We start from the raw sequence: 25,318 nt of genomic DNA, 5'->3' as shown, positions 1-25,318 counted from the left end.
GTCACTCGGGCTCCTCGCCGAGCGCCGACAGGACGTGCTTGACGCGCGTGTACTCCTCGACGGAGTAGAGCGAGAGGTCCTTGCCGTAGCCGGACTGCTTGACCCCGCCGTGCGGCATCTCGTGCACCGGCGGCAGGTGGCAGTTCACGCCCACGTGGCCGGCGTCGATGGCGCCCGACACGCGCAGCGCCCGGCCGTGGTCGCGCGTCCACACGCTGGACGCCAGCCCGTACGGCGAGTCGTTGGCCTGCCGGACGGCGTCGGCCTCCCCGGTGAACGTCTGCACGGTGATGACCGGGCCGAAGACCTCGGTGCGGCTGATCTCGTCCGCTGCGGTGACGCCGTCGACCACGGTCGGCCGGTAGAAGTAGCCGGGGCGGTCCGCCTGCTCCCCGCCGATCAGGACCTTCGCGTGCGACGGCGCCCGCGTAACGAGCCCGGCGACGTGCGCGAGCTGGCCGGGGTTGTTGAGGGGCGGTATGTAGAGGGCGCCGTCGTCGGTCTCGTCCGGTGCCAGCCCCACCTGCCGCGCCTGCGTGACCAGGGCTTCGACGAACGCGTCGTGCGCCTCCTCGGCCACGATCACGCGGGTGGCGGCGGTGCAGTCCTGCCCGGCGTTGAAGTACCCGGCGAACGCGATCCCTTCGGCCGCGGCCTCGATGTCGGCGTCCTCGAACACGAGGACGGGCGCGTTGCCGCCCAGCTCAAGATGCGCGCGCTTCACGGTGTCGGCCGCGGACCGGGCGACGGCCCGTCCCGCCGCCGTGCTCCCGGTGATCGACACAATCGCCGGGACGGGGTGCGCCGCCAGCGCGGCCCCCGTCTCCCGGTCGCCGCACACCACGTTGAACACGCCGGCCGGGAGGATCTCGGCGAACAGCCCGGCCATGTGGACGGCACTGGCAGGTGTGGTGTCGGACGGCTTCAGCACGATCGTGTTCCCGGCCGCCAGCACCGGTCCGAACTTCCAGACCGCCATCATCGCCGGGTAGTTCCACGGCGCGATCGCCCCGACGACGCCGATCGGCTCCCGGCGGACGGACGACGAATGCCCGCGCACGTACTCCGCCGTCGCCTTGCCCTCCAGCATCCGGGCCGCCCCCGCGAAGAACCGGATCTGGTCGACGATCGGGACGATCTCCTCCCGCATCGTCAGCGCCGGAGGCTTGCCGGTGTCGCGGTATTCGATCGCGACCAGCTCGTCCGCGTGCCGCTCGATCGCGTCCGCCATGCGGAGCAGGTACGTCATCCGCTCACCGGGCGTCGTCCGCCGCCATCCGGCGAACGCGCGCTCCGCCGCCGCGCAGGCCCGGTCGACGTCCCGCGCGTCCGAGCGCGGCGCCGTCGCGTAGACCTCGCCGGTCGACGGATCGGTGATCTCCATCCGGCCTCCGCCGGCCGCCGCCGCGAACTCCCCGTCGATGAAGTTCCGCAGCTCCGTCCTGCCGCTCACGGCGCCCCCTGCTCCTGTTCGGCTGCGACGTTCCGCGGTCATGCTAGGAAGCGCCCGCCCCCGCCCGCGTTGTCCCGACCGACCCACCGCGGGCCGGCGATTGTGCAGATCGGACAGTGCCCGTGTGAGGGATGCGTGGGCGGGTAGGGCGGCGCAGACAGAGCGAAAAGGGGGGATCGGACATGACCGAGCGGACACCCGGCGGAAGCGCCGACGAGGGCCGGCGGGAGCCGGAGGAGCAGGTGGGCGGCGCGTGGCCGATGCCGGCGGCGGAGGACGAGCACGCGGAGGAGGGCTTCCGGCCCGACTCGCCCGAGGGACGCGGCGGCCAGATGGAGGATCTCAGCCCCGACGACTTCGAATAGCCGCGACCTCGAGTAGAGGAGGCGGCCGAAGGGTAGGTGGGACATCGGTTTCCGAGTGTCTCAGGAGTCCGGTGTGCTCATTCTTACTGGTGCGGCCGCTACCGCGATCCGCGATCTGTCCTCCCGGTCCGAACTGCCCGGTGGCACCGGCGTGCGCATCGCGCCGCGGGACGGGGACGCCTCGCTGCTGACGCTGACGCCGGCGGCCGTCCCGGCATCGACCGACGAGGTGGTCGAGACCGAGGGCGTCCGCCTCTTCCTGGAGTCGTCCACCGCGGCGGTCCTGCGCGACAAAGTGCTGGACGCCCGGATGGACGAACAAGGGTCGATAGGTTTTCTCATCAACGCCCCGTCGTGCGATAAGCACGTGCGGTGAAAGAAGCGAACAACCCCGGGATGTCTTTTCGTCAGCGCGACGGATTCGTGCCGCGCGGAGAGGCGGGGCCCGGCGGCCACGCCGGTGGTCTATCCACCGACCTTGTGTGGGACGGGGGTTGCGGCCGGACGGTTATCGTGTGAACGTCCAGGTTGGGACTTATCGCGGACGCCAGGGCGGCCGGGAGGATGATGGTCGCGGCCGGTGCCGCCGCGGCCGCGGCGGAGAGGCTGACCGCGCTCTTGGCCATGTCGCCGTGGAACAGCGCGCAGAGGCTCAGCAGCGGAATGGCGGACATCTCTAACAGCCGCGTCGGGCGGCCCCTTTTGGCGCTCTCCCGGAGCATTCGCGCGGCCCGCGACACCTGGCCGCGGCGCAGGTCCCGGTTGAGGACGATGATCGTGCGGCCGCTCTGCTCGCGGAGGTAGCCGAGCAGCCGGCTCGGCATCCGGGCCCGTGCGAACGGCCCGATCCGGCCACGCGGCGGGGACGCGGTCTGCAGGTGCCGCCAGACCTCGCCGGCCTCGTCGTCGTCCTCGTCCTCCTTCTCGTCATCCTTTTCGTCCTGTGTTCCGCTGATGAGAATGAGCGTCGGTTCTTCGGGAATGAGCGGTACCGTGAGACACTGCCAGCCCCGAGCCGACCGGAACGCCTGTTCGAGGTCGAGGGGCGGGTTCCACTGCTGTGCCACCGCCAGTTGGGTGCGCAGTTTGGCGTTCTCCCGGGTCAGGCGATCGATGGTCTCTTTGAGGCGCTGTTCATCAGGAAAATCCATGCCGTCTCCCGATCGCGTCATTCGCGCCGACCGCGCCCCCGGCAGTACGACCCTCAGACAGAAAAACTGGATTGCAGATTCGGCTGCTACCCAGTTGCCGACGCTATATGTTGTCGGCCTTCTGTCCAGAGTCTGACTGATCGTCGAGAGATCTCGGCGCAGGCCGCATGCGCTTCAGCAGGACGCCGGTCACCGCCGCCCATTTGTCCTCGTCGTCGGCGAGGGAGTCCGGTGCGTCCCAGATGAAGCGCAGGAAGGGGTCGCCCACCACCTCGTCCGGATAGTTCCCGTCATTGGTGTGCTCGGCGGCCGGCGCGGCGGGCGCGGGAGCGGGGGCGTCCAGGCAGACGGGGTCGCCGCCGCCGAGGATCGCGAGGAAGCTGCCGCGGCGCCAGCCGAGCCGGTCCTCCAGCGGGATGATGACGCGGTCGGTGTAGTCCCGGCCGCGGCCGGTCTCGATCTTGTTCACCACCGACAGCGAGGGACCGCCTTCGGCCGCGAGGCTGGCCTGCGAGCCGAAGCCCAGCTCGATCCGGCGCTGCCGGACCATGTGCCCCAGTCTTCGCCAGGCTTCCGGCGGATGGCCGTGCTCGTTCCTGTCGTCGAGGTCGTCCAACGTGATCAGGCTCCTTCTGTGTCGCGGGGTGACGGCCTGACACGGTGCGTAAGTGTAGCGGAGCAAAACGGACTTTGACGAGTCGTAACGCGTTTTGGACGGTCGGCATCGGTTCCCTGCACAACGGAGTGCATCGAACAACACATGACATGGTTAAAACGCGTTTTCAAGCTGCACGACGCGCTGAGATGCGTTACGCTTCCGGGCATGTCAACCTCTCCAGGCAGCGAGATCCCTGTTGAACGGCTTCTCTACACACCGCAGGAAGCCGCCGAGATCACGTCGTTCACCCGTGACTGGCTCGTCCGGGCAGCGAGCCGGGGAGAGATACCGCATCGGCGTTACGGCAAGCGCCTGTTCCGGTTCGCCCACGAGGACCTCGAGGCGATCAAGGACATGGGCGCCTGCCCGGTCGAGCCGGTCGACCACTGGAACCGGTCGAACTGATCTCCCACGGGTGCCGAGACCCGTAAGCCGCCCCGCAGAAAGAAGTCACATGAACACCGCACCACCCTCTCCCTTCGCCGCATCCGGCCCCGCCGCGCGCGTCACCGGCCCCGCCGGAGGCGCCCGATGAACTGGCTGAGTCAGGGCACCGTCAACGACCTCGCCGCCTCCGTCGCCGAGCACGAGGTCGCCGTGGAAAGGGCCCACGAGGAACTCGAGAACCACCGCAAGGCCGCCTTCGAGGTCATGGAGGTCCTGCACCGCCACCAGGGGCTGGCCGCCGAGGCGAAGTTCCTGCTCACGATCGCGCACGGTGCCGCCCCCATCCCGTCCCCCGCCGAGATCCGCGAGGTCGCCGACGAGGACGAGGGGCTCGGCCTGGCGATCGGCAGCATCCGGATGGCGCTGCCGCCGGACGCCTCCGCCGCGCAGTTCGGGCACCTGGCCGAGTCGATGCGCGCGCTGTACGCGGCGGCGCACGTCGTCGCCCTGCACGCGGACGAGCGGGCCCGCACCGGCGCCCCGCCCCCGCCGCTCATCCCGGAACCCGACATCCCGGTCGGCGTGCCCCGCGCCTACGCGTCCCTCATGGGCTGCCAGGTCTGCGTCGACAACGCCGACGGCACCCGGGAGGTCGGCCTGCTCAGCTCCGTCGAAGGGGGGCAGCTCACCCTCCTCGACGAGGACGGCGTCCCCGTCGCGTGGCCGCTGCTGGAGGAGGTCCTCGCGGTCCGGGCCTGGCCGCCCGCCGACGAGCCGGAGGCGCGGGACACGCCGGCGCAGGACGCACAGGCGCAGGACGCACAGGCGCAGGACGTCGAGCAGACGCCCGCGGAGGCGCCGCCCGGGCAGCGGTCCCCGTCGCGCGCCGGGGGCGTGGTGTCCCTGGTGCGGCGGAACACGCGGGCCAAGAGCGCCTCCGGACTGTGAGGTGACGCGGTGAGTGGAGACCAGGCCTGGACCGCCGTCCTCGCCGCGGCGATCCTGCTCGGCACGCTGGCGTTCGCCGCCCGGCGCCGCCGGCAGCTGTACTGGAAGGCGGCGGAGACGCTGGCGGCGCTCGGCCGGGCGGAGAAGGCCGTCCGGCTCATCGCCTCGCAGCGCGACGCGGCGGTCACCGCGCAGAACCGGGCCGAGGCGCTCGGCACGGAGGCCCTCCGCGAACACCGCTCGCTCACCGAAGCCCGCTACGACCTGGCCAAGCGCTGGGAGTCGCTGCCCCGCGACGACTCCGGCGCGCACGCCGAGCAGCTCCGCCGCGTCGTCCGGCTGCACAGCTGGGACGGGCGCTGAGCCCAGAACGACGTCGTCCCCCGATGTGGGGGAGAAGGGGACGACCTTCCGAGGGCGGGTCTCGGATGGGGGAGGAGATCCGCCGCCGCCGGCGGCCACGCCGGCCACCCGGGCGTGGCCGCCGGCGAACACTTCGATTCTTGCCATGGACGGTAGAGAGACATGACTTTGCACGAACCCGAGATCGCGCCTCCTCCGGAGCGCTCGCGGGTGTGGACGGACCTGGCGCTCATCGTGTGCGTCATAGCGCTGGCCCTGCTCGGCGCGATCGTCATCGGTGTCGAGATGTCCCGGCTGGCCGCCTCGCCGGGACCCTGCCTGGCACCGCGCTGATATCCCGCACAGAAGGAAACGAACGGTGGAGTCAATGAGTCAAGATGTGATGGGGACGACCGCGACGGCGGAGTACGCCGCGCCGATCCAGTGGGCGCCGTGGCTGCAGCGGGGGCTCGGCGGCAAGCACCGCCGGCCGCGCCGCACCATCGTCCAGCTGGTCCGGGGCATGCCGGCGTTCCCGCGCCGGACGCTGAAGTACGAGGGCCCGGGCATGCCGATCATGCACGGCATGGACGTCGAGCAGTGGCAGCGGCAGGCGTGCAAGAAGGGCTACACGCTGCGCGTCGACGGCTGGTACGGGCCGCGGTCCACCAAGGTCGCCAAGTCGCTCCAGCAGCGCGCCGGCCTGGCCGACGACGGTGAGATCGACGCCTCGACCTGGGCGGCCACCTGGGACTGACCCCGGCGCGCGGCGGCCGGGGGGTCGTCCGCCGCGCGCCCGGATCGTCCCCGGCGACCCGTCCGTTTCGGCCCTGCCTTCCGCGGTAGTAGAGGCACGTGGAAGGGAGGGCCGATGCGAGCGGGGGTCGAGGTGGAAGTCGAGAACGTCACCGTCCACGCCTTCGAGGTGCCGACGGACGGGCCGGACGGGCTGGAGGAGGACGGCACCCTCCAGTGGGACTCGACGACCATGGTCCTGGTCGAGGTGCGGGCCGGCGGGAAGAGCGGGATCGGCTACACCTACGGGGACGTCTCGGTCGCGGCGTTCATCCAGTCGACGCTCGCGTCCACCGTGCAGGGCTCCGACGCGCTCGACCCGGCCGCGACCTGGGACCGGATGTTCGCCGCGATCCGCAACGCGGGACGCCCCGGTGTCGGGGCGATGGCCGTGTCCGCCGTCGACATCGCGCTGTGGGACCTGAAGGCGCGGCTGCTCGACCTGCCGCTGGTCAAGGTGCTGCCCGCGTTCCACGACCGGGTGCCCGTCTACGGCAGCGGCGGCTTCACGAACTACCCGCTCGACCGGCTCACCACCCAGCTCGGCGGCTGGGTCGAGCAGGGCCTCCCACGCGTCAAGCTGAAGATCTCCCGGCGGCAGGACGAGGACCCGCAGCGGCTCACCGCCGTCCGGGAGGCGATCGGCGCCGGCCCGCAGCTGTTCGCCGACGCCAACGGCGCGCTGACCCGCAAGGAGGCGCTGTACTGGGCGCGGCGCCTCGGCGACGAGTGGGACGTCCGGTGGTTCGAGGAGCCGGTGAGCTCCGACGACACCACCGGGCTGCGCCTCGTCCGCGACCAGGGGCCGGGCCGGACCGAGATCGCCGCCGGCGAGTACGGGTTCGTCCTGAAGGACTTCGCCGACCTGCTGGACGGCCCGGCGGTCGACTGCCTGCAGGCCGACGTCACCCGCTGCGGCGGCATCACCGGCCTGCTGCAGATCGCCGGGCTGTCGGCGGCGCGGCAGATCGACCTGTCGGCGCACTGCGCGCCCGCCGTGTCCGCGCACGCGTTCTGCGCGGTGAAGCGGCTCCGCCACCTGGAGTACTTCCACGACCACGTCCGCGTCGAGCACCTGCTCTTCGACGGGAACCTCAGCCCGGTGGACGGCGCGCTCCGCCCCGCCACCGACCGTCCCGGCCTCGGCCTGGACGTCAGGTGGGACGACGCGGAGCCGTGCCGCGTGTACGGCACCCGCCCGGCCTAGCGGGCCCGGAACGACTGACGATCGGAGACGACGTACATGGCGAAGACGCATGTGGCCGAGACGCGGCAGGTGCCGGCGAAGACCTCTCCCTCGATTCCCGGGCCGCCGCGTGGGCGGCAGGTGGTCGAGGTCCGCAAGCTGGCCCGCGCGCTGGAGAAGGCCGTCGAGGGGGAGGTCCGCTTCGACGGCGGGACGAAGGCCATGTACGCCAGCGACGCGTCGAACTTCCGGCAGGTGCCGATCGGCGTGGTGATCCCGAAGACGCTGGACGACGTCGTGGCCGTCCACCGGATCTGCAAGCAGTACGGCGCTCCGGTGCTGAACCGGGGCGGCGGGACGAGCCTGTCCGGCGAGACCGTCAACTACGCGGTCGTCATCGACCACTCCAAGTACCTGACGCGGATCGGCGAGTTCGACGAGAAGAACCGGCGGGTCACGTGCGAGCCCGGCGTCATCAACGAGGAGCTCAACCGGCACACCGGCAAGAAGAACCTGGTGTTCGGGCCGGACCCGTCCACGCACTCCCGGTGCGTGATCGGCGGCAACATCGGCAACAACTCGTGCGGCATCCACTCCGTCCAGGCGCAGCTGTACGGGCCGGGGCCGCGCACGTCCGACAACGTCCACGCCCTTGAGGTCGTCACCTACGGCGGCGACCGGTTCTGGGTCGGGGTGGACGAGGAGAAGGACCTCGACGACATCATCGCGGCGGGCGGGCGCAAGGGCGAGATCTACGCGGCGCTGCGCGACCTGCGGAACCGGTACGCCGACGCCATCCGCGCCGGCTTCCCGTCGGTGGCGGAGATGCCGCGCCGCGTGTCCGGCTTCAACCTGGACGAGCTGCTGCCGGAGAACGGCTTCAACGTCGCCCGCGCCCTGTGCGGCACCGAGAGCACGTGCGCGACCGCGCTGCAGGCGGTGCTCCTCCTCACTCCCGCGCTGTTGCAGCGGACGCTCGTCGTCGTCGAGTACAAGGACATCGCCGACGCCGCCGAGCACACCGGCGAGATCATCGAGAAGTTCCGGCCGATCGGGCTGGAGGCCCTCGACGACCAGCTCATCGAGGACCAGCGCCAGCAGGGCAAGAACATCGCCGACATCGAGGAACTGCCCCTCCAGGACGGCGGCGCGTGGCTGCTCGTCCAGCTCGGCGCGGACACCAAGGAGGACTCGGTCGCCCAGGCCCGGCGCCTGGTCGACTGGCTCGTCGACGAGAAGGGCTACGACCCCCAGCGGATCATCACGGCCAAGAGCAGGCAGGAGGGCGGTGCCAGCGCGGACCTGTGGAAGGTCCGCGAGGCCGGGCTCGCCTCGACCGCCTTCCCGCCGGGCAAGGACCACTGGCCCGGCTGGGAGGACTCGGCCGTCCCGCCGTCCAAGACGGGACCGTACGTCCGCGCGTTGCGCCGCGTGATGGCCAAGCACGGCATCGAGGGCGCCATGTACGGGCACTTCGCGCAGGGCTGCATCCACTCCCGGATGAGCTTCGACCTGCGCAGCGCCGAGGGCATCGCCACCTACCGGGCCTTCATGGAGGACGCCGCCGACCTCGTCACCTCCTACGGCGGGTCGGTGTCCGGCGAGCACGGGGACGGGCAGCAGCGCGGCGAGCTGCTCGAACGCCAGTACGGGCCGGAGCTGATCCGGGCGATGCGCGAGTTCAAGCGGATCTGGGACCCCGAGGGCAAGATGAACCCCGGCAAGGTCATCGACGCCTACCGGATGGACGAGGACCTGTGGCTCGGCACCGGCTACAACCCGCCGCGCCCGGAGGTGAAGTTCGCCTACAAGCAGGACGGCGGCGACTTCGCGCACGCCGCGCTGCGCTGCATCGGGGTCGGGGAGTGCCGCGTCCCGCAGGCGTCCAACACCATGTGCCCGAGCTACCAGGTGACCCGCGAGGAGAAGCACACCACGCGCGGACGGGCCCGGCTGCTGTTCGAGATGCTGCAGGGCGAGGTCATCACCGACGGCTGGCAGTCCAAGGAGGTCGCCGAGTCGCTCGACCTCTGCCTGGCCTGCAAGGGCTGCACGAACGACTGCCCGGTCAACGTCGACATTCCGACGTACAAGTCCGAGTTCCTGTACCACCACTACAAGTCGGCGCGGCGGTGGCGCCCCCGGTACGCGTACGCGTTCGGGTTCATCGACCAGGCGGCGCGGCTCGCGTCCCGGATGCCGGAGATCGCGAACTTCGCGACCCACACGCCCGGCCTCGCCCGGCTGGCGAAGCTCGTCGCGGGCATCGACCGCAGGCGCCCGCTGCCGAGCTTCGCGCCGATGACGCTCCAGCAGTGGTTCCGCGAGCGCGGCGGGACGGCGAACCCGCACGGGCGGCCGGTCGTGCTGTTCCCCGACACCTTCAACAACCACTTCCACACCGACGTCGGCGTGGCGTGCGTCGAGGCGATCGAGGACGCCGGCTGGAAGGTGGTCATGCCGGAGACGCACGTGTGCTGCGGCCGGCCGCTGTACGACTACGGCTTCCTCGACATGGCCGAGCGCTACCTGCACAACGTGCTGGACGTGCTGCGCCCGTACGTCCGGGCCGGGACGCCGGTCGTCGGCATGGAGCCGAGCTGCCTCGCCGTCTTCAAGGACGAGCTGACCAAGCTCCTGCCCCATGACGACGACGCCTCCCGGCTCGCGGCGAACTCGCACCACTTCGCCGAGTTCTTCCAGACCTACGACGTCCGCCCGCCGGAACTGCCCGGCGGCGGCAAGGCGCTGCTGTGGGGGCACTGCCACCACCGCGCCACCGGCGGCATCGACCCGGAGCAGAAGGTCCTCGAACAGATGGGGCTGGAGACCGAGAGCCTCAAGGGCGGCTGCTGCGGGCTCGCCGGCTCCTGGGGGTTCGAGAACGGCAAGTACGACATCTCGATGGACTGCGGGGAGCAGGCGCTGCTGCCCGCCGTCCGGGACGCCGGCGAGGGCACGGCCATCGTCGCCAACGGCTTCTCCTGCAAGACCCAGATCGAGGACGCCAAGACGGGACGGCGCGCCCTGCACATCGCGCAGCTCATGCGGCTCGCCCGCGAGAGCGACGGCCCGATCGGCGGTAAGCCGGAACAGGCGCGGCGCACGCGCAAGCCCGCGCCGCCGTTCTCCCGCCGCGCCGCCCGCGTCGGCGCCGTCGTCGCAGTGGGTGCGGCGGCGGGCGTCGGGGTGGCCTTGCGGAGGCCGATGACGAGGCGCCCGTGACGATCGCCAGGCGCGCGGTGCTGCTGCCCGGCCTCGCGCTGGTCGCCGCCTCCACCGACGCGATCAGCTACCTCGGCCTCGGGCACGTGTTCACCGCGAACATGACGGGGAACACCGCGCTGCTCGGCATCGGCATCGCGACCGGGAAGACCGGCGCGATCCTCCGCTCGGTCTGCGCGCTCGGCGGGTTCGTCCTCGGCGCCGTCACGAGCCAGGTGTTCGTCGGCCGGCGGCGGTTGCTCGCGTCCTGCCTGGCGGCCGAGCTGGTCCCGCTGGCCGCCTGGTTCGGCTGGTGGCAGGCCATGGACGAGCCCGCGCACGGGCTGCCGCGCTACGGCTACATCGCGCTCGCCGGGCTCGCGATGGGCCTGCAGAGCGGCGCGGTGACCCGGCTGGGCGTGCCCGGGGTGACGACGGTCTTCATCACGGGCACCATCACCTCGCTGGTCGTCGACTACACGGGCCGGCTCCGCGGCAGGCCGCTGCCGCAGCAGACCAACCCGAGCCACCTGCTGCAGGCCCTGGTCCTGGTCTTCTTCCTGGCCGGCGCCCTGGCGGGCGGTTTCGCGTTCCGCTACTGGGGCGGCACCGCCGCCGTCGTCCCGCTCGGCATCCTCGCGGTCCTGACGGCGGCGGCCTTCGCGCAGCCCCCCGAGCAGGAGAGCTGATCAGAACGCGGCGAGGACCGTGCCGGACGCGATGCCGAGGGCCACGACCGCGCCGAACAGCGCCGTGAGCGTGCGGACGGAGAAGGACCGTCCGACCATGACCAGCGACGGCAGGCTGAGCGCGGGCAGCGTGATCAGCAGCGCGCCGACCGGGCCGGTGCCGAGCCCGGCCGCGAGCAACCCGAGGATGATCGGGATCTCCCCGGCGGTCGGGATCACGAACAGCGCGCCCGCGACGGCGAACAGCACGACGCCGAGCACGCCCCACGCCGCAAGCTGGTCGCCGGCCGGGAACAGCCAGCCGCGCAGGCCGCCGATCAGCAGCACCACCACGCAGTACTCCGGGACGAGAGTGATCGACAGGCGGCCGAGCGCCCTCCCGAAGCGGCGCGTCATCGCGCTCGGTGTCATCGGCTCGTCCGCCGCGTCCTTCGTCCAGGACGGCTCCACGGTGCCCCGGTCCAGGCGCGCGACCAGCGCGGTGACCAGGAACACCAGCAGCACGCCCCCGATCAGCCGGACGCCGACCCACTGCCAGGGCAGCACCACGGCCAGGAAGACGAGCACGGCCGGGTTGAGGGTCGGGTTCCCGATCCAGTAGGCGAGCGCGGAAGCGGGCGGCACGCCCCGGCGGCGCATCATGACCGCCAGCGGGGACGTGCAGCAGGTGCACATCATCGACGGCAGCGCCAGCAGTCCGCCGGCCGTGGAGCCGCCCAGCCGGCGCGGCCCCCGCGCCAGTGTGCGGGCGAGCCAGCGGCGCGGCAGCAGCGCCTCGGCGGCGGCGGCGATGACGAGCGCGGCGGCGAGCGCGGGCCACACCGACTGGAAGTAGCTCGCGGCGAACGTCCAGGCGGCGTGCCAGGACGGCGCCGGCGGCGCCTGCGCGTCACCGGTGAGGGTGGACGTGCCGCCGAGCGCGTGCGTGCTCAGCACGTGGGCGGTCTTGTGCGCGTAGGGCCACCACTTCGCCCACGTCATCCCGGCGGCGGTCAGCACCGCGAAGACCACCGCGGCGATGGTGATCGCCCGCCGCGACGGTACGAGCGGGGACGGAACTTGAACCTGCGCATCGAATTCTTGAGCCACGTATGAGTGCTTGCAAATTACGGTCGGTTCAAACCCGCCACTTGGTCAGCGCTCGGTATCGCGGCGGTCCAGGGGACGGAACCCGGTGGTCACCCGAACGACTTTCGGCGCTGAGTGCCTCGATCACGTACTGGCCGGGTGCACTTACCCGGGCCGTCGCCGATTGCTAAACAGGGAACCGCCGACTCCGCGCATCGGATTTGTGCGGCGAAAAGGCTGAGCACATTTCGCATGCCGCGGGGGAGGTGGGACCACGTGACAGGCTTCGAGGGCGCGCAGGCAGTCGCCGACGCGGTGCTCTACGAGGGCTACCTGCTGTATCCGTACCGGCGCTCGTCCGGGAAGAACCGCGTGCGCTGGCAGTTCGGCGTGCTGGTCCCGCCCGCGTGGGCGGCGGCGAACGGGCTGGACGACACCGGTGTGGCGGGCTCCGCCGAGGCGCCGTGGCAGCGGACCGAATGCCTCATCGAGGCGCCCGGCGACGCCACCGTCCATTTTCAGGTGCGCTTTCTCCAGTTGCAGCAGAAGGCGGTGGAGAAGCGAGTACCCGGCGGCGGCCATGAGGCGGTCGATTCGCTGGACGCCGGCGAGCGCACGGAATACGGCTTCGATGAGGCCGTGCCGCAGGAATTCGACTTCCAGTTCCGCCTCGCGGACGTCCTGGACGGCGAGCAGAAGTTCACCGTCCAGGCTCCCGGTGGCGAGGAGACCGAGCCGGTCCTGGACGACGAGGGCGACACCCTCGGCCGCGTGGTCCGGCTTCGCCGGCCGCTGACGGCGTCCGTCACGGTGTCGGCGGCGCGGTGCGGGACCGAGCACCCGCTCGACCGGATCCGGGTGCGGGTCGACAACGTCGACACCGGCACGCCGGTCACCGCGTCCCGCGAGGAGGCGCTGCGCGCATCGCTGCTCGCCTGCCACGTGCTGCTGCGGACGGACGACGGCGCCTTCGTCTCGCTGCTCGACCCGCCCGGCTGGGCGCGGCGGGCGGTCAAGGAGTGCGTGAACGTGCACGTGTTCCCCGTCCTGGCCGGGGCGGAGGGCGAACGCCGGCTGGTGCTGGCGTCGCCGATCCTGCTGTACGACCACCCGCGCGTCGCGCCGGAGAGCCCCGGCGACCTGCACGACGCGGCGGAGATCGACGAGATCCTGTCGCTGCGCACGCTGACGCTGACCGAGGCCGAGAAGCGGGAGGCGCGCGGCACCGACGCGCGCGCCGCCGCGATCCTCGACCGTACCGAGTCGATGCCGCGGGAGGTGTTCTCCCGCCTGCACGGCGCGATCCGCTCCCTGGGACCGGTGACCGGCGCGTCGCCCGACACCGTCGTGGTGGCGGGCGTGGAGGTCGCCAAGGGAAGCCGGGTCCGGCTGCGGCCCCGGACGCGCGGCACCGATCCGCAGGACAGGTTCCTGGACGGCCGGACCGCCCTCGTCGACGCCGTCCTGACCGACGTGGACGACGCCATGCACCTGGCCGTCACCGTCGAGGACGATCCGGCCGCCGAGCTGAACCAGTGGTACGGCCGCTTCCGCTACTTCGCGCCCGACGAGGTCGAGCCCCTATGAGCCCCCGGGTCCTGGTGGCCGGCATCGGCAACATCTTCCTCGGCGACGACGGTTTCGGCGTCGAGGTGGCCCGGCGCATGGCGACCGCCGAACTCCCGGACAACGTGGACGTCGCCGACTACGGCATCCGCGGCGTCCACCTGGCCTACGAGCTGCTGGACGGAAGGTACGGCGTCCTCATCATGGTGGACGCGGTGCCGGTCGAGGGGGAGCCCGGCACGCTCGCCGTCATCGAGGTGGACGCGGCGGCCGTGGACGACATCGTCGCCGGCCTGGACCCGTCCGACCCCCTCACCCCGCCCGCCGTGGACGGCCACGGCATGCACCCCATGGCCGTGCTCCGGCTGCTGCGGCAGCTCGGCGGCGAGATCGGCCGCGTCCTCGTGGTGGGCTGCCGGCCCGCCGTCATCGACGAGCGCATGGAGCTGTCCGAGCGGGTGCGCGCCGCGCTGGACGAGGCGGTCGCCCTGGTGACGGACCTGGCGCGGGACGAGGCGACCACCCATTCAGCGACCACCCATTCAGCGACCACCCATTCAGCGACCACCCATTCAGCGACCACCGACGTGGAGAGCACGCATGCATGAGCTGGGAATGTGCGAGGGCATCGTCGAGGCGGCCCTCCGGCGGGCGGACGGCCGTCCGGTCCGGGGCATCAGGGTCCGCGTCGGCGGCCACCCGGTCGACCCCGCGGTGATCGAGCAGGGCGTCCAGGTGGCCGCGCTCGGCACCCTCGTCGAGGGCGCCGACATCGACCTGGTGCTGGACCCGCTGTCGGTGCGCTGCGCCCGTTGCGGCGCGGAGACGCCGGTGAACTCGGCGATGGTCCTCGCCGCGTGCCCGGCCTGCGGCGCCGTCGACGTCGAAAGCACCGGCCACGAGGACGTCGTCCTGGAGTCGATCACCGTCGACGACCCGGATACGGCCCACGAGGAGGTAACGCGATGAGCGAGGGGAAGGGTTTCGATGAGATCCACATCCTGTGGATCTCCGAGGGCATGAGCTGCGACGGCGACACCGTGTCGGTGACGGCGTCGAGCCAGCCCGCGATCGAGGACGTCGTCAACGGCCTCATCCCGGGCCTGCCGAAGGTGCACCTGTACAACAAGGTGCTGTCGCCGACGCTCGGCGGCGAGGAGTACCTCGCCCCGTTCCGCGCGGCGGCGGCCGGGGAGCTGGAGCCGTTCATCTTCGTGCTGGAGGGCTCGGTCCCCAACGAGAAGATCAACGGGGACGGCTACTGGTCGTCGTTCGGCAACGACCCGGACACCGGCGAGCCGCTGACGCTGAACTGGTGGATCGACCGGCTGGCGCCGAAGGCGTGGGCGGTCGTCGCGGCCGGCACGTGCGCCACCTACGGCGGCATCCACGCGATGGCGGGCAACCCGACCGGCTGCATGGGCCTCGCCGACTACCTCGGCTGGGACTTCACGTCGGCGGGCGCGCTGCCGATCGTGAACATCCCCGGCTGCCCGGTGCAGCCCGAGAACTTCATGGAGACCCTCACCTGGGTGCTCTACCACGCCGCCGGATCCGCGCCCCCGCCGCCGCTGGACGACAAGCTGCGCCCGCAGTGGATGTTCGGCAAGACGGTGCACGAGGGCTGCGACCGCGCCGCCTACTACGAGCAGGCCGACTTCGCCATGGACTACAACTCGCCGAAGTGCCAGGTGAAGGTCGGCTGCTGGGGCCCGGTCGTCAACTGCAACGTGCCGAAGCGCGGCTGGATGAACGGCGTCGGCGGCTGCCCGAACGTGGGCGGCGTCTGCATCGGCTGCACGATGCCGGGCTTCCCGGACAAGTTCATGCCGTTCATGGACGCCCCGCCCGGCGGCAGCCTCTCCTCGATGATGATCAAGCCGTACGGGGCGTTCATCCGCCGGATGCGCGGGATCACCAACCACACCGTGAACGAGGAGCCGAAGTGGCGCCACGACCGTGAGCTGCTGACCAGCGGCTACAACCCGCGCTGGCGGCCGTAGCGGGACTCGCGCCGCGCGCACACCACCACTCGGAGAGGACGACGCGAATGGCAACGACCGAGCAGATGCCCGCCGGCACGAAGCCGGGGCAGCTCGTGGAGATGTCGTGGGACCCGATCACCCGCATCATCGGCAACCTCGGCATCTACACCAAGATCGACTTCGCCAACCGGAAGGTCGCCGAGTGCCACAGCACGTCGTCGCTGTTCCGCGGCTACTCGGTGTTCATGAAGGGCAAGGACCCGCGCGACGCCGGGTTCATCACCAGCCGCATCTGCGGCATCTGCGGCGACAACCACACCACGTGCTCGGTGTACGCGCAGAACATGGCCTACGGCATCAAGAACCCGCCGCTGGCCGAGTGGATCATCAACCTCGGCGAGGCCGCCGAGTACATGTTCGACCACACGATCTTCCAGGACAACCTCGTCTTCGTGGACTTCTGCGAGGCGATGGTGAAGGACACGAACCCGAGCGTCCTGAAGCGGGCAAGGAACACCGAGGCACCGAACGCCGGCATCCACGGCTACCGGACGATCGCCGACATCATGGAGGCGTTCAACCCGTTCGAGGGCGAGGTCTACAAAGAGGCGCTGCAGATCAGCCGCACCACGCGGGAGATGTTCTGCCTGATGGAGGGCAGGCACGTGCACCCGTCCACCGTCTATCCGGGCGGTGTGGGGACGATGCCGAACCCCACGGTGTTCACCGACTACCTGTCCCGGCTGATGCACATCGTCGACTTCGTCAAGAAGGCCGTCGCGATGAACGACGACGTCTTCGACTTCTTCTACGAGGCGCTGCCCGGATACGAGGAGGTCGGCCGGCGCCGCATCCTGCTCGGCTGCTGGGGGTCGTTCCAGGACCCCGACGTCGTCGACTACAAGTACGAGAACATGGACCGCTGGGGCAAGGCCATGTACGTCACCCCCGGCATCGTCGTGGACGGCAAGCTGCTCACCACGAACCTGGTCGACATCAACGTCGGCATGCGCATCCTGCTGGGCAGCTCCTACTACGACGACTGGGTGAACGAGGAGCCGTTCGTCACCCATGACCCGCTCGGCAACCCGATCGACATGCGGCACCCGTGGAACCAGACGACGCTGCCCGTCCCGCAGAAGCGCGACTTCGACGACAAGTATAGCTGGGTGATGAGCCCCCGCTGGTTCAACCCGGACACGCGGGAGCACCTGGCGCTCGACACCGGCGGCGGCGCGTTCGCGCGGCTGTACACGACGGCGCTGGCGAACATGGTCGACACCCCGTACGTGAAGTCGACCGGGTCCAGCGTGCAGATCTCGCTGCCGAAGGGGCAGAGCCTGCCGGAGATGACGCTCGAATGGCGGATCCCGGACTGGTCGAACGCCCTCGAGCGCAACCGGGCGCGGGCGTACTTCGTCGCCTACTCGGCGGCGATGGCGGTGTACTTCCTGGAGCGGGCCATGGACCGGGTCCGCGGCGGCGACACGAAGGTCTTCGAGGACTTCGAGGTGCCGGACGAGGGCATCGGGTGCGGCTTCCACGAGGCGGTGCGCGGCGTGCTGTCCCACCACCTCGTCATCAAGGACAAGAAGATCGCGAACTACCACCCGTACCCGCCGACGCCGTGGAACGCGAGCCCGCGCGACAGGTACGGCACGCCCGGCCCGTACGAGGACGCCGTCCAGGACATGCCGATCTTCGAGGAGAACGGGCCGGACGACTTCCGGGGCGTCGACATCATGCGCGCCGTGCGCAGCTTCGACCCGTGCCTGCCGTGCGGCGTGCACATGTACCTCGGCAAGGGCCGCGAGCTGAAGAAGCTGCACTCGCCGATGTTCGGGGCGACGCATGGCTGACGTCCCGCGCCGGCTCGACGCCGCGGCGGTCGCCGACCGGCTGGGCGGGCTCGACGCGACGCTCGGCACGCTGGAGCGGACGCCCGGCGCGACCGCCGAGACGGCGATGGCCGCGGTGTCCCTGCTGACCGAGGTGTACGGGGAGGCGCTGGCGCGCGTCATGGACCGCGTCTCGGGGCAGCGGCGGCTCGTCGAGGAGGTCATGGACGACGAGCTCCTCGGGCATCTGCTGATCTTGCACGACATCCACCCGGAGACCGCCGAGCAGCGGATCGTCCGGACCCTCGACGCCCTGCGGCGGCAGGGCGCCGCCGACGCCGAGTCGGCGGGCATGGACGGGACGACCGTGCGGGTCCGGCTGGCCGGCGGCGGCTGCGGTGCCGCGAAGGCGAAGGAGACCGTCCGGGAGGCCGTGCTCGCCGCGGCCCCGGACACGGCGGAGGTCGAGTTCATCGAGGCGCCGGCGGCCAAGCCCGCCGCCTTCGTCCCGGTGGACGCGCTCATGCACCGGCCCGTCCCGGCGGGGGACGGGACGCCATGACCGCGGGAGCCTTCGAGCGCCTGGTGAAGCGGGTGTCCGCCGGGGGACCGGAGGCCGCCGACGTCTGCGGGCTGTGCGCGGCCCCGGTCGGCGACGACCACGCCCACGTCCTGGACGAGGACAGCGGGGAGCCGCTGTGCGCCTGCCGCGCCTGCGCCCTGCTGTTCGAGAAGGACGGGGCGGGGCAGGGCCACTACCGGCTCGTGCCCGACCGCCGGATCAGGCTCGCCGGCGTCCGGACCGCCGACCTCGGCGTCCCGGTCGGGCTCGCGTTCTTCGTCGTGGAGCCGGACGGCACCGTGGCGGCCCGCTACCCGAGCCCGGCCGGCGCGACCGCCTGGACCGTGGACCCCGAGACCTGGACGGCCGCCACGTCGGGCTGCCCGGAGCTGGCGTCGCTGCGTCCCGGATCGGAGGCGCTCCTGGTCAGCACCGTCAAGGGCGCCGACGAGCAGTGGCTGGTGCCGATCGACGACTGCTACCGGCTGGTCGGCCTGATCCGCGAAGCGTGGACGGGCCTGGCCGGGGGAGACCGCGTCTGGACCGAGATCGAGGCGTTCTTCGGCCGCCTCGCCGAGCAGAGCCAGGAGGGATGAGCATGGCCGAGATCCGCGTAGGGAAACCCGACGTGAAGCCCGACACGCCCTCGCACGTCAAGGGCGTCCACCAGGGCAACCGGACGGGCGCCTACAGGCACGAGGCCGGACATCACAAGGACGGCACCGCCGACGCGCGGCGGTCGACCGGGATCCGCCCGAGGAAGCGGAACCCGATCCTGCCGATCATGCCGAACCTGCCGCCCGGCTGACGCCGGCGCGGCACACCGAGAAGAGGGGGAGCACGTGAAGAGAGAAGTGAAGGTCGAGAAGCAGCGGCGGGGCCTGTGGATGGCGCTCGGCTCGATGGCCGCCATCGGGACGCTGGCGCTGCTCTGGAAGGAGTTCCCGGCGATGGTCCGGTACTACAAGATCGAGCGCATGTGAGCGGGAAGGACGGTACGGCGGATGTGCCTCGGCATCCCGGGTGAGATCGTCGAGCTGTCGGCCGAGCGCGGCGACCTCGCGAAGGTCGAGGTCGCCGGCGTCCGCCGGGCGGTGAACATCGGCCTGCTCGGCCGCGACGCGCTGGCCCCCGGCGACTGGGTCCTGGTGCACGTCGGGTTCGCCATGTCGAAGATCGACGAGGCGGAGGCGGCGGCCACTCTCGACCTGCTGCGCGGCCTCGGCCAGGCCTACACCGACGAGCTGGACGCGCTCGCCGAATCCGACATCACCTGAAAGACGACAACATCAACACCACCGGGGAGGGCAGGCATGCGGTTCGTCGACGAGTACCGCGACGCGGACCAGGCCCAGGCGCTGTCGGCGCAGATCACCGCGCTGTGCGAGCCTGGGCGCCACTACAAGTTCATGGAGGTGTGCGGCGGCCACACCCACACCATCTACAAGCACGGCCTTGAGGACTACCTGCCGGAGAGCATCTCGCTCGTCCACGGCCCCGGCTGCCCGGTCTGCGTGATCCCGATGGGACGGGTGGACGACGCGATCCACATCGCGTCCCAGCCGGACGTCATCCTGACGTCGTTCGGCGACATGATGCGCGTGCCCGGCGGCAAGGGCTCGTTCTTCGACGCGAAGGCGGCCGGCGCCGACATCCGGATGGTGTACTCGCCGCTGGACGCCCTGAAGATCGCCAGGCAGAACCCGGGCAAACGGGTCGTCTTCATGGCGATCGGGTTCGAGACGACGGCGCCGTCCACGGCGATGACCGTGCTGCGCGCGGCGGCCGAGGGCATCGAGAACTTCTCGATCTTCTGCAACCACGTGACGATCCTGCCGGGCATCAAGGCGATCCTGGACTCGCCCGACCTGCGGCTCGACGGCTTCCTCGGCCCCGGCCACGTGTCCACGGTCATCGGCTGCCGCCCGTACTCGTTCATCTCGGACGGCTACGGCAAGCCGCTGGTCTGCGCGGGCTTCGAGCCCCTCGACATCCTGCAGTCGGTGTACATGCTGCTGCGGCAGCTCGACGAAGGCCGCAGCGAGGTCGAGAACCAGTACACGCGGATCGTGCCGTGGGACGGGAACGCCAAGGCGCTGCAGGCGATCAACCAGGTGATGGAGCTGCGGCCGCACTTCGAGTGGCGCGGCCTCGGATTCATCTCCCATTCGGCGCTGCGGGTCCGCGCGGAGTACGCCGTCCACGACGCCGAGCGCGTCTTCGACATGCCGGGCGTCCGGGTCGCCGACCCGAAGGCGTGCCAGTGCGGCGAGGTGCTCAAGGGCGTCATCAAGCCGTGGGAGTGCAAGGTGTTCGGCACGGCCTGCACCCCGGAGACGCCGATCGGCACGTGCATGGTCTCGTCCGAGGGCGCGTGCGCGGCCTACTACAACTACGGCCGGTTCACGCGGGAGCGCGTGCAGGAGGCGACACGGGCATGACGGAGACGGTGAGCGCCGAGCAGCAGGTGCTGGAGCGCATCGAGCGGGCGCGGCGGCGCAAGGCCAGGGTGAAGGAGGAACGCGTGACGCTCGCGCACGGCGCGGGCGGCAAGGCGTCCCAGACCCTCATCGACGCCGTCTTCGTGGACGCTTTCCGCAACCCGGAGCTGGAAGCGATGGAGGACGGCGCCACGCTCACCCTGAACGGCGGCCGGACCGTCTTCACCACCGACTCCTACGTGGTGTCGCCGATCTTCTTCCCGGGCGGCGATATCGGCGACCTGGCGGTGAACGGGACGGTCAACGACCTGTCCGTCTGCGGCGCCCGCCCGATGTACCTGTCGGCCGGGTTCGTCCTGGAGGAGGGATTCCCGGTCGCCGACCTCCAGCGGGTCGTCGCGTCGATGGCCGCCGCCGCGTCCCGCGCCGGGGTCACCATCGTCACCGGGGACACGAAGGTCGTCGAACGCGGCAAGGCCGACGGCTGCTACGTGAACACCGCCGGCATCGGCGTCCTCGACCGGGACGTGACGCTCGGCGCCGCGGCCGTCCGGCCGGGCGACGCCGTGCTCGTCTCCGGGCCGATCGGCGAGCACGGGGTCACGATCATGCTGGCGCGCGGGGAACTCGACATCGAGGCCGACCTGGTCTCCGACACGGCGCCGCTGCACGAGCCGATCGCGGCGCTGCTCGACGCCGTCCCCGGCGGGGTGCGGGTGATGCGGGACGCGACGCGCGGCGGGGTGGCGACCGTCCTCAACGAGATCGCGCAGGCGGCGCGGGTCGGCATCGCGCTGGACGAGGCGGCCGTGCCGGTGCGTCCCATGGTGAACGGCGCCTGCGAGCTGCTCGGCATCGACCCGCTGTACGTGGCGTGCGAGGGCCGGTTCGTCGCCGTGGTCGACGGAGATCAAGCGGACGCCGCCCTGGAGGCGCTGCGCGGTCACCCGCTCGGTGAGGGCGCCGCACTGGTCGGGCACGTCCGCGAGGAACCGCCCGGTCTCGTCCTGCTGAAGACGACGTTCGGCGGGACGCGGATCGTCGACATGCTCGTCGGCGACCCGCTGCCCCGGATCTGCTGAGCGCCTACAGTTCGCCGCGCAGCGCGGTCTGCGTCAGCTCCCACAGCACGTGGTACACGGTCGTCTGCGCCTCCTGGATCCGGTGGACGGACGCGGACGGCACGACGAACAGGTGGTCGACGCGGCCGGCCTCGGCCATCCGGCCGCCGTCGTAGCCCGCGAACCCCACGGTCAGCAGGCCGTGCCGGTTCGCCTCGTCGAGGGCGCGCAGCAGGTTCTCCGAACCGCCGCTGGTGGACAGCGCCACCACCATGTCGTTGCGCGTCCCGAGCGCGGCGATCTGCCGGGCGAACACGACCTCGAACCCCACGTCGTTGGACAGCGCGGTGACGGACGCGACGTCGTGCGGCAGCGACAGCGCCGGCAGCGGCCGGGCCGGCGGGGGAGGGCTCGCGTGCAGCTCGGCGACCTCCTGCGCGTCGGTGCTGCTGCCGCCGTTGCCGAAGCAGAACAGCCGGCCGCCGTCCGCGAACCGGGCGGCCATCTCCCGCGCGCACCGCACCAGCCGTTCGGCCAGCGGCCCGGCGAGCGACTCGCGCAGCGCGACGATCTCGGCGGCCTTCTCCTCGGTCGACGCCCGGACGTCCGCGAGCACGGACTCGATGTCGCTCTTGTCCGCATACAGGAACGGATACAGGGACTCGACGCCACTCGTCATGACCGTGCCTCCACCACCGCGATCGCCTCCTTGGCATGGACCAGCACGACCTCTCCGGGCCCGGCGTCGACGAGCGCCACGCTGACCTCCTCCGGTCCGTTCTCGGTCTCGACGATGGCGAGACCTCCGTCCCTGACCTCCAGCACCCGCACCTGGACGCCGGCGTCCGAGCAGGTGATGCAGACCTCGTCGTGGCACGGCTCCGTCATCCGACGGCCTCCCCTTCGAGCGTTCCGGGCTGGTCGAAGAACACGTGAACCAGCTCCCAGAGGATGTGATAGGCGGTGACGTGCACTTCCTTCACCACGCAGGGATCGTCGGACCGCGCGACCAGCACATGATGGGCCGCGCCGCTCCGGGCGATCTCACCGCCGTCCCCGCCCAGCAGCGCGACGGTCTCCAACCCTCGCTCGCGCGCCTCGCGCAGCGCCTCAAGCACGTTCGCGCAGTTCCCATCCGCCGAGATGCCGAGCGCGATGTCGTCCGGCTTCGAGAGAAGCCGCATCCGCTCGGCGAAGTCTCCCGCCAGTGACATCGCGGGCAGCGCGCGTTTCCCGACGATGACCGGATGCATGAACTCGACCGCGACATGCTGGGCGTCCGTCGCCGCACCGCCGTTGCCGAACACGAGGAGCTTCCCGCCGCGATGGAAGCGCACCGCCATGTCGCGGCACGCCAGCGCGATCAGCTCGGCGTCCCCGCCCAGCGCGCGCCCCGGGCGCGTCCGGCGGTCGAACGCGGCCTGGACGATCCCGGCCGCTCCTGCTGCCATGTCCGCTCCTCACGATCGGCCGGCCCCTCGCTCCACAGGGCCAGGAAGGAATCGAGGACGCCGCCGAACCGCGCGAGGCTCGCCATGCGGGTCCGCAGGTCGGCGAGGCCCTCGGCGGTCAGCTCGTACCGGCGCCGCGCGGGCCCCGCGTCCGAGGGCACCCAGCTGGACGTGAGCAGCCGCTCGCGTTCCAGGGCCCGCAGCACCCGGTAGGCGTGGCCCGGTTCGACGCCCGTCACGCCCATCGCGGCGAGCCGCTCGATGAGGTCGTAGCCGTGGTCGGGCCGCTGGTGGATGAGCAGCAGGAGGAACGGCTGGAGCATGCTGCGGATCTCGCTCCCGCACACGGGTCTCCCCCTCGCGCATTCGGTTCCACGGCGATATATGCCTAGCCGGAACGTGACCGAAGTAACGCGGCTATACGCGATCTTTAAGGGGCGCGGGCATCGGCGGCGGAGCCGTCGCCGGTTCCGCCGCCGATGGGCACGCGGGTCACTTGGGCGGCATCAGGACGCTGTCGATGATGTAGACGGTGGCGTTGGCGGTCTGCACGTTGCCGCAGACCACGCCGGCGTCCTCGCCGACCTTGAACGACTCGCCCGAGCCGCTCGTCGTCAGCATGGCGCCCTGCAGGGTCTTGAAGTCGCCGTCCGACAGGTCGCCGGGCGCGAGCCGCTTGCCGACGACGTGGTAGGTGAGGATGCTCGTCAGCGTCTCCTTGTCGGCCAGCACCTTGTCGAGCTGGTCCTTCGGGATCTTGGCGAAGGCGTCGTTGGTCGGCGCGAACACCGTGATGTCCTTGGCCGAGTTGAGCGTGTCGACCAGGCCGGCCTTCTTGACGGCGGTGACCAGCGTGGACAGCACCGGGTTGTTGGACGCGGCCGTCGCGACCGGGTCGGCCGCCATGCCGCTGAAGCTGCCCTTGCCGCTGGCGGGGACGGCCGAGCAGGCGGGCCCGAACGGCTTGTCCGCCGCCGGTGCGGCGGCGGCCGTGCTGGACGGTGCGGCGGCCGAACTGGGCGACGCCCCGCCGGCGGCATTGTCGTCGCTGCCGGAGCAGGCGGTGAGCCCGGCGGTGAGCGCGGCGGCGGTCAGGACGCCGGCGGCGATGCGGGTGCGCTTCATGGTGAACTCCTTCGTGATCGGGTGAACTGTCGAGGTGCGGGTGCGGGGTCAGGTCACGGTGACCACCACCGAATGCCAGCCGGTGGCGCCGTCCGGGAACGGGGGAGTCCGGGCTGCGGGCTGCGTGGTCCCGGTCCCGTCGGTGGCGCGGACGCGCAGCGTGTGCGAGCCGGGGAAGGCGTCCCACTCGGCGACCCACTGCCGCCAGGTGTCGATGCCGGGGACCGGGGCCATTCCGGCGGGGCGCCAGGGCCCGTCGTCGACCTGCCATTCGACGGCGTCGATGCCGCGGTGCTGGGCCCACGCCGTCCCGGCGACGGCGACCGGCCCGGCCTTGACGCGGGCGAACGGCTTGGGCACGTCGATGCGGGAGAACGTCTTCACCGGCGCCCGCTCCGCGTAGCCGCGCTTCGTCCAGTACGCCCGGTCGGTGGCGAACCGGGTCACCTTGAGGTCGGTGACCCACTTGGTCGCGGAGACGTAGCCGAACAGGCCGGGCACCACCAGGCGGGCGGGGAAGCCGTGCGCCACCGGCAGTGGCTCGCCGTTCATGCCGACGGCGAGCAGCGCGTCGCGTCCGTCCAGCACGGTCTCCAGCGGTGTGCCGAGCGTCATGCCGTCGGACGAGCGGGACAGGAGCTGGTCGGCGCCCGGCAGCACCCCCGCCCGCCGCAGCAGCGGCCCGAGCGGTGCGCCGAGCCAGCGGGCGTTCCCGGCCAGGTCCCCGCCGACCTGGTTGGACACGCACGACAGCGTGATGTGACGCTCGACCAGGTCCAGGTTCAGCAGGTCCTCGAAGGTCAGCTCGACGGGCCGGGCGACCATGCCATGGATGCGCAGCGTCCAGTCCCGGGGATCGACCTGGGGCAGGACGAGCGCCGTGTCCACCCGGTAGAAGTCGCGGTTGGGCGTCCGGAACGGCGGCATGCCCGGGACCTTCACCTGTGCCCCCGCAGGAACGGGCGAGGCCGGGCCGGCCGGGGCCGGCAGCCGCAGCCGGGCGCGGACGGCGGACACGTCGTCGCGCCGCAGCAGTACCCGCC

General features: G+C 71.4%; 32 protein-coding genes. 22 read left to right on the top strand and 10 right to left on the bottom strand.

Annotation, left to right across the window (positions count from 1 at the left end):
* Position 1 precedes the first annotated feature (1 nt).
* Positions 2–1,453, bottom strand: coding sequence for an aminobutyraldehyde dehydrogenase (locus HUX53_RS11215; protein ID WP_309237168.1), 1,452 nt, complete (start codon positions 1,451–1,453; stop codon positions 2–4).
* A gap of 182 nt (positions 1,454–1,635) precedes the next feature.
* Here HUX53_RS11215 and HUX53_RS11210 point away from each other — a divergent pair, with 182 nt between their 5' ends.
* Together HUX53_RS11210 and HUX53_RS11205 are read left to right on the top strand one after the other, a co-directional pair.
* Positions 1,636–1,818 carry a hypothetical protein gene (locus HUX53_RS11210; RefSeq protein WP_176403102.1) on the top strand — a complete coding sequence of 61 codons (183 nt, stop codon included), beginning with the start codon at positions 1,636–1,638 and terminating at the stop codon, positions 1,816–1,818.
* A gap of 73 nt (positions 1,819–1,891) precedes the next feature.
* Complete coding sequence (locus HUX53_RS11205; protein ID WP_176403101.1) at positions 1,892–2,194, top strand: Fe-S cluster assembly protein HesB; 303 nt, start codon at positions 1,892–1,894, stop codon at positions 2,192–2,194.
* A gap of 31 nt (positions 2,195–2,225) precedes the next feature.
* Here HUX53_RS11205 and HUX53_RS11200 read toward each other — a convergent pair whose 3' ends face one another.
* Entirely contained in the window at positions 2,226–2,969 is a 744-nt protein-coding gene (locus HUX53_RS11200; RefSeq protein WP_176403100.1) for a hypothetical protein, read from the bottom strand.
* Positions 2,970–3,072: 103 nt separating this feature from the next.
* Complete coding sequence (locus HUX53_RS11195; RefSeq protein ID WP_176403099.1) at positions 3,073–3,585, bottom strand: helix-turn-helix transcriptional regulator; 513 nt, start codon at positions 3,583–3,585, stop codon at positions 3,073–3,075.
* Between the two features lie 207 nt (positions 3,586–3,792).
* Between HUX53_RS11195 and HUX53_RS11190 the strand changes: the two genes are divergently transcribed.
* The 8 genes from HUX53_RS11190 to HUX53_RS11155 all read left to right on the top strand — a co-directional run bounded on the left by HUX53_RS11190 (position 3,793) and on the right by HUX53_RS11155 (position 11,178).
* Positions 3,793–4,032, top strand: a complete 240-nt coding sequence (locus HUX53_RS11190; RefSeq protein ID WP_176403098.1) for a helix-turn-helix domain-containing protein — start codon at positions 3,793–3,795, stop codon at positions 4,030–4,032.
* A gap of 126 nt (positions 4,033–4,158) precedes the next feature.
* Entirely contained in the window at positions 4,159–4,962 is an 804-nt protein-coding gene (locus HUX53_RS11185) for a hypothetical protein (protein WP_176403097.1), read from the top strand.
* 9 nt (positions 4,963–4,971) lie between these two features.
* A complete protein-coding gene (locus HUX53_RS11180; RefSeq protein WP_176403096.1) occupies positions 4,972–5,325 on the top strand; it encodes a hypothetical protein in 354 nt (117 codons plus the stop codon).
* 162 nt (positions 5,326–5,487) lie between these two features.
* Positions 5,488–5,658, top strand: coding sequence for a hypothetical protein (locus HUX53_RS11175; protein WP_176403095.1), 171 nt, complete (start codon positions 5,488–5,490; stop codon positions 5,656–5,658).
* A gap of 34 nt (positions 5,659–5,692) precedes the next feature.
* Positions 5,693–6,061: a peptidoglycan-binding protein gene (locus tag HUX53_RS11170; RefSeq protein WP_176403094.1), complete on the top strand. Its 369-nt coding sequence runs from the start codon at positions 5,693–5,695 to the stop codon at positions 6,059–6,061.
* A 114-nt stretch (positions 6,062–6,175) separates the two neighbouring features.
* Positions 6,176–7,306, top strand: a complete 1,131-nt coding sequence (locus tag HUX53_RS11165; protein WP_176403093.1) for an enolase C-terminal domain-like protein — start codon at positions 6,176–6,178, stop codon at positions 7,304–7,306.
* A gap of 36 nt (positions 7,307–7,342) precedes the next feature.
* The gene (locus HUX53_RS11160) at positions 7,343–10,510 is read left to right on the top strand and encodes an FAD-binding and (Fe-S)-binding domain-containing protein (protein WP_176403092.1); all 3,168 of its coding nucleotides are present in this window, start codon (positions 7,343–7,345) and stop codon (positions 10,508–10,510) included.
* On the top strand, positions 10,507–11,178 hold the full coding sequence (locus HUX53_RS11155; protein WP_176403091.1) for a YoaK family protein: 672 nt from the start codon (positions 10,507–10,509) through the stop codon (positions 11,176–11,178). The genes HUX53_RS11160 and HUX53_RS11155 overlap by 4 nt, the downstream gene beginning before the upstream one ends.
* Here the strand turns inward: HUX53_RS11155 and HUX53_RS11150 are convergent, their stop codons facing one another.
* Positions 11,179–12,267, bottom strand: coding sequence for a permease (locus HUX53_RS11150; protein WP_176403090.1), 1,089 nt, complete (start codon positions 12,265–12,267; stop codon positions 11,179–11,181).
* Positions 12,268–12,522: 255 nt separating this feature from the next.
* Here HUX53_RS11150 and HUX53_RS11145 point away from each other — a divergent pair, with 255 nt between their 5' ends.
* The 12 genes from HUX53_RS11145 to hypE are packed head-to-tail and all read left to right on the top strand — an operon-like array spanning position 12,523 to position 21,720.
* On the top strand, positions 12,523–13,833 hold the full coding sequence (locus HUX53_RS11145; RefSeq protein WP_309237167.1) for a hypothetical protein: 1,311 nt from the start codon (positions 12,523–12,525) through the stop codon (positions 13,831–13,833).
* Positions 13,830–14,420, top strand: coding sequence for a hydrogenase maturation protease (locus HUX53_RS11140; protein WP_176403088.1), 591 nt, complete (start codon positions 13,830–13,832; stop codon positions 14,418–14,420). The genes HUX53_RS11145 and HUX53_RS11140 overlap by 4 nt, the downstream gene beginning before the upstream one ends.
* Positions 14,413–14,781: a hydrogenase maturation nickel metallochaperone HypA gene (locus HUX53_RS11135; protein WP_255205145.1), complete on the top strand. Its 369-nt coding sequence runs from the start codon at positions 14,413–14,415 to the stop codon at positions 14,779–14,781. Before HUX53_RS11140 ends, HUX53_RS11135 begins: the two co-directional genes overlap by 8 nt.
* Complete coding sequence (locus HUX53_RS11130) at positions 14,778–15,815, top strand: hydrogenase expression protein HypE (protein WP_176403087.1); 1,038 nt, start codon at positions 14,778–14,780, stop codon at positions 15,813–15,815. The genes HUX53_RS11135 and HUX53_RS11130 overlap by 4 nt, the downstream gene beginning before the upstream one ends.
* Positions 15,816–15,862: 47 nt before the next feature.
* Complete coding sequence (locus HUX53_RS11125) at positions 15,863–17,656, top strand: nickel-dependent hydrogenase large subunit (protein WP_176403086.1); 1,794 nt, start codon at positions 15,863–15,865, stop codon at positions 17,654–17,656.
* Complete coding sequence (locus HUX53_RS11120; RefSeq protein ID WP_176403085.1) at positions 17,649–18,197, top strand: NifU family protein; 549 nt, start codon at positions 17,649–17,651, stop codon at positions 18,195–18,197. Before HUX53_RS11125 ends, HUX53_RS11120 begins: the two co-directional genes overlap by 8 nt.
* Positions 18,194–18,793: a DUF5947 family protein gene (locus HUX53_RS11115; RefSeq protein ID WP_176403084.1), complete on the top strand. Its 600-nt coding sequence runs from the start codon at positions 18,194–18,196 to the stop codon at positions 18,791–18,793. The genes HUX53_RS11120 and HUX53_RS11115 overlap by 4 nt, the downstream gene beginning before the upstream one ends.
* A 2-nt stretch (positions 18,794–18,795) precedes the next feature.
* Positions 18,796–19,005, top strand: a complete 210-nt coding sequence (locus HUX53_RS11110; RefSeq protein ID WP_176403083.1) for a hypothetical protein — start codon at positions 18,796–18,798, stop codon at positions 19,003–19,005.
* A gap of 34 nt (positions 19,006–19,039) precedes the next feature.
* Positions 19,040–19,180 carry a hypothetical protein gene (locus tag HUX53_RS11105; protein WP_176403082.1) on the top strand — a complete coding sequence of 47 codons (141 nt, stop codon included), beginning with the start codon at positions 19,040–19,042 and terminating at the stop codon, positions 19,178–19,180.
* Between the two features lie 21 nt (positions 19,181–19,201).
* Complete coding sequence (locus HUX53_RS11100; protein WP_176403081.1) at positions 19,202–19,474, top strand: HypC/HybG/HupF family hydrogenase formation chaperone; 273 nt, start codon at positions 19,202–19,204, stop codon at positions 19,472–19,474.
* 36 nt (positions 19,475–19,510) lie between these two features.
* Entirely contained in the window at positions 19,511–20,638 is a 1,128-nt protein-coding gene (gene hypD / locus HUX53_RS11095) for a hydrogenase formation protein HypD (RefSeq protein ID WP_176403080.1), read from the top strand.
* Complete coding sequence (gene hypE / locus HUX53_RS11090) at positions 20,635–21,720, top strand: hydrogenase expression/formation protein HypE (protein WP_176403079.1); 1,086 nt, start codon at positions 20,635–20,637, stop codon at positions 21,718–21,720. The genes hypD and hypE overlap by 4 nt, the downstream gene beginning before the upstream one ends.
* A 4-nt stretch (positions 21,721–21,724) precedes the next feature.
* On the opposite strand, the gene HUX53_RS11085 is transcribed toward hypE, so the two are convergent.
* From HUX53_RS11085 to HUX53_RS11060, 6 genes are all read right to left on the bottom strand, one after another.
* A complete protein-coding gene (locus HUX53_RS11085) occupies positions 21,725–22,378 on the bottom strand; it encodes an SIS domain-containing protein (protein WP_176403078.1) in 654 nt (217 codons plus the stop codon).
* The gene (locus HUX53_RS11080) at positions 22,375–22,587 is read right to left on the bottom strand and encodes a HypC/HybG/HupF family hydrogenase formation chaperone (protein WP_176403077.1); all 213 of its coding nucleotides are present in this window, start codon (positions 22,585–22,587) and stop codon (positions 22,375–22,377) included. The genes HUX53_RS11085 and HUX53_RS11080 overlap by 4 nt, the downstream gene beginning before the upstream one ends.
* Complete coding sequence (locus tag HUX53_RS11075) at positions 22,584–23,150, bottom strand: SIS domain-containing protein (RefSeq protein ID WP_176403076.1); 567 nt, start codon at positions 23,148–23,150, stop codon at positions 22,584–22,586. Before HUX53_RS11075 ends, HUX53_RS11080 begins: the two co-directional genes overlap by 4 nt.
* Entirely contained in the window at positions 23,063–23,497 is a 435-nt protein-coding gene (locus HUX53_RS11070) for a helix-turn-helix transcriptional regulator (RefSeq protein WP_176403075.1), read from the bottom strand. Before HUX53_RS11070 ends, HUX53_RS11075 begins: the two co-directional genes overlap by 88 nt.
* A gap of 145 nt (positions 23,498–23,642) precedes the next feature.
* Positions 23,643–24,275: a fasciclin domain-containing protein gene (locus HUX53_RS11065; RefSeq protein WP_176403074.1), complete on the bottom strand. Its 633-nt coding sequence runs from the start codon at positions 24,273–24,275 to the stop codon at positions 23,643–23,645.
* A 48-nt stretch (positions 24,276–24,323) separates the two neighbouring features.
* A partial coding sequence (locus HUX53_RS11060; RefSeq protein WP_176403073.1) for a molybdopterin-dependent oxidoreductase occupies positions 24,324–25,318 on the bottom strand: 995 nt, incomplete at its 5' end.

It is taken from the genome of Actinomadura sp. BRA 177, from assembly GCF_013372625.1.
GTDB lineage: Bacteria > Actinomycetota > Actinomycetes > Streptosporangiales > Streptosporangiaceae > Spirillospora.
This window is presented reverse-complemented; position numbering and strand designations above follow the sequence as displayed.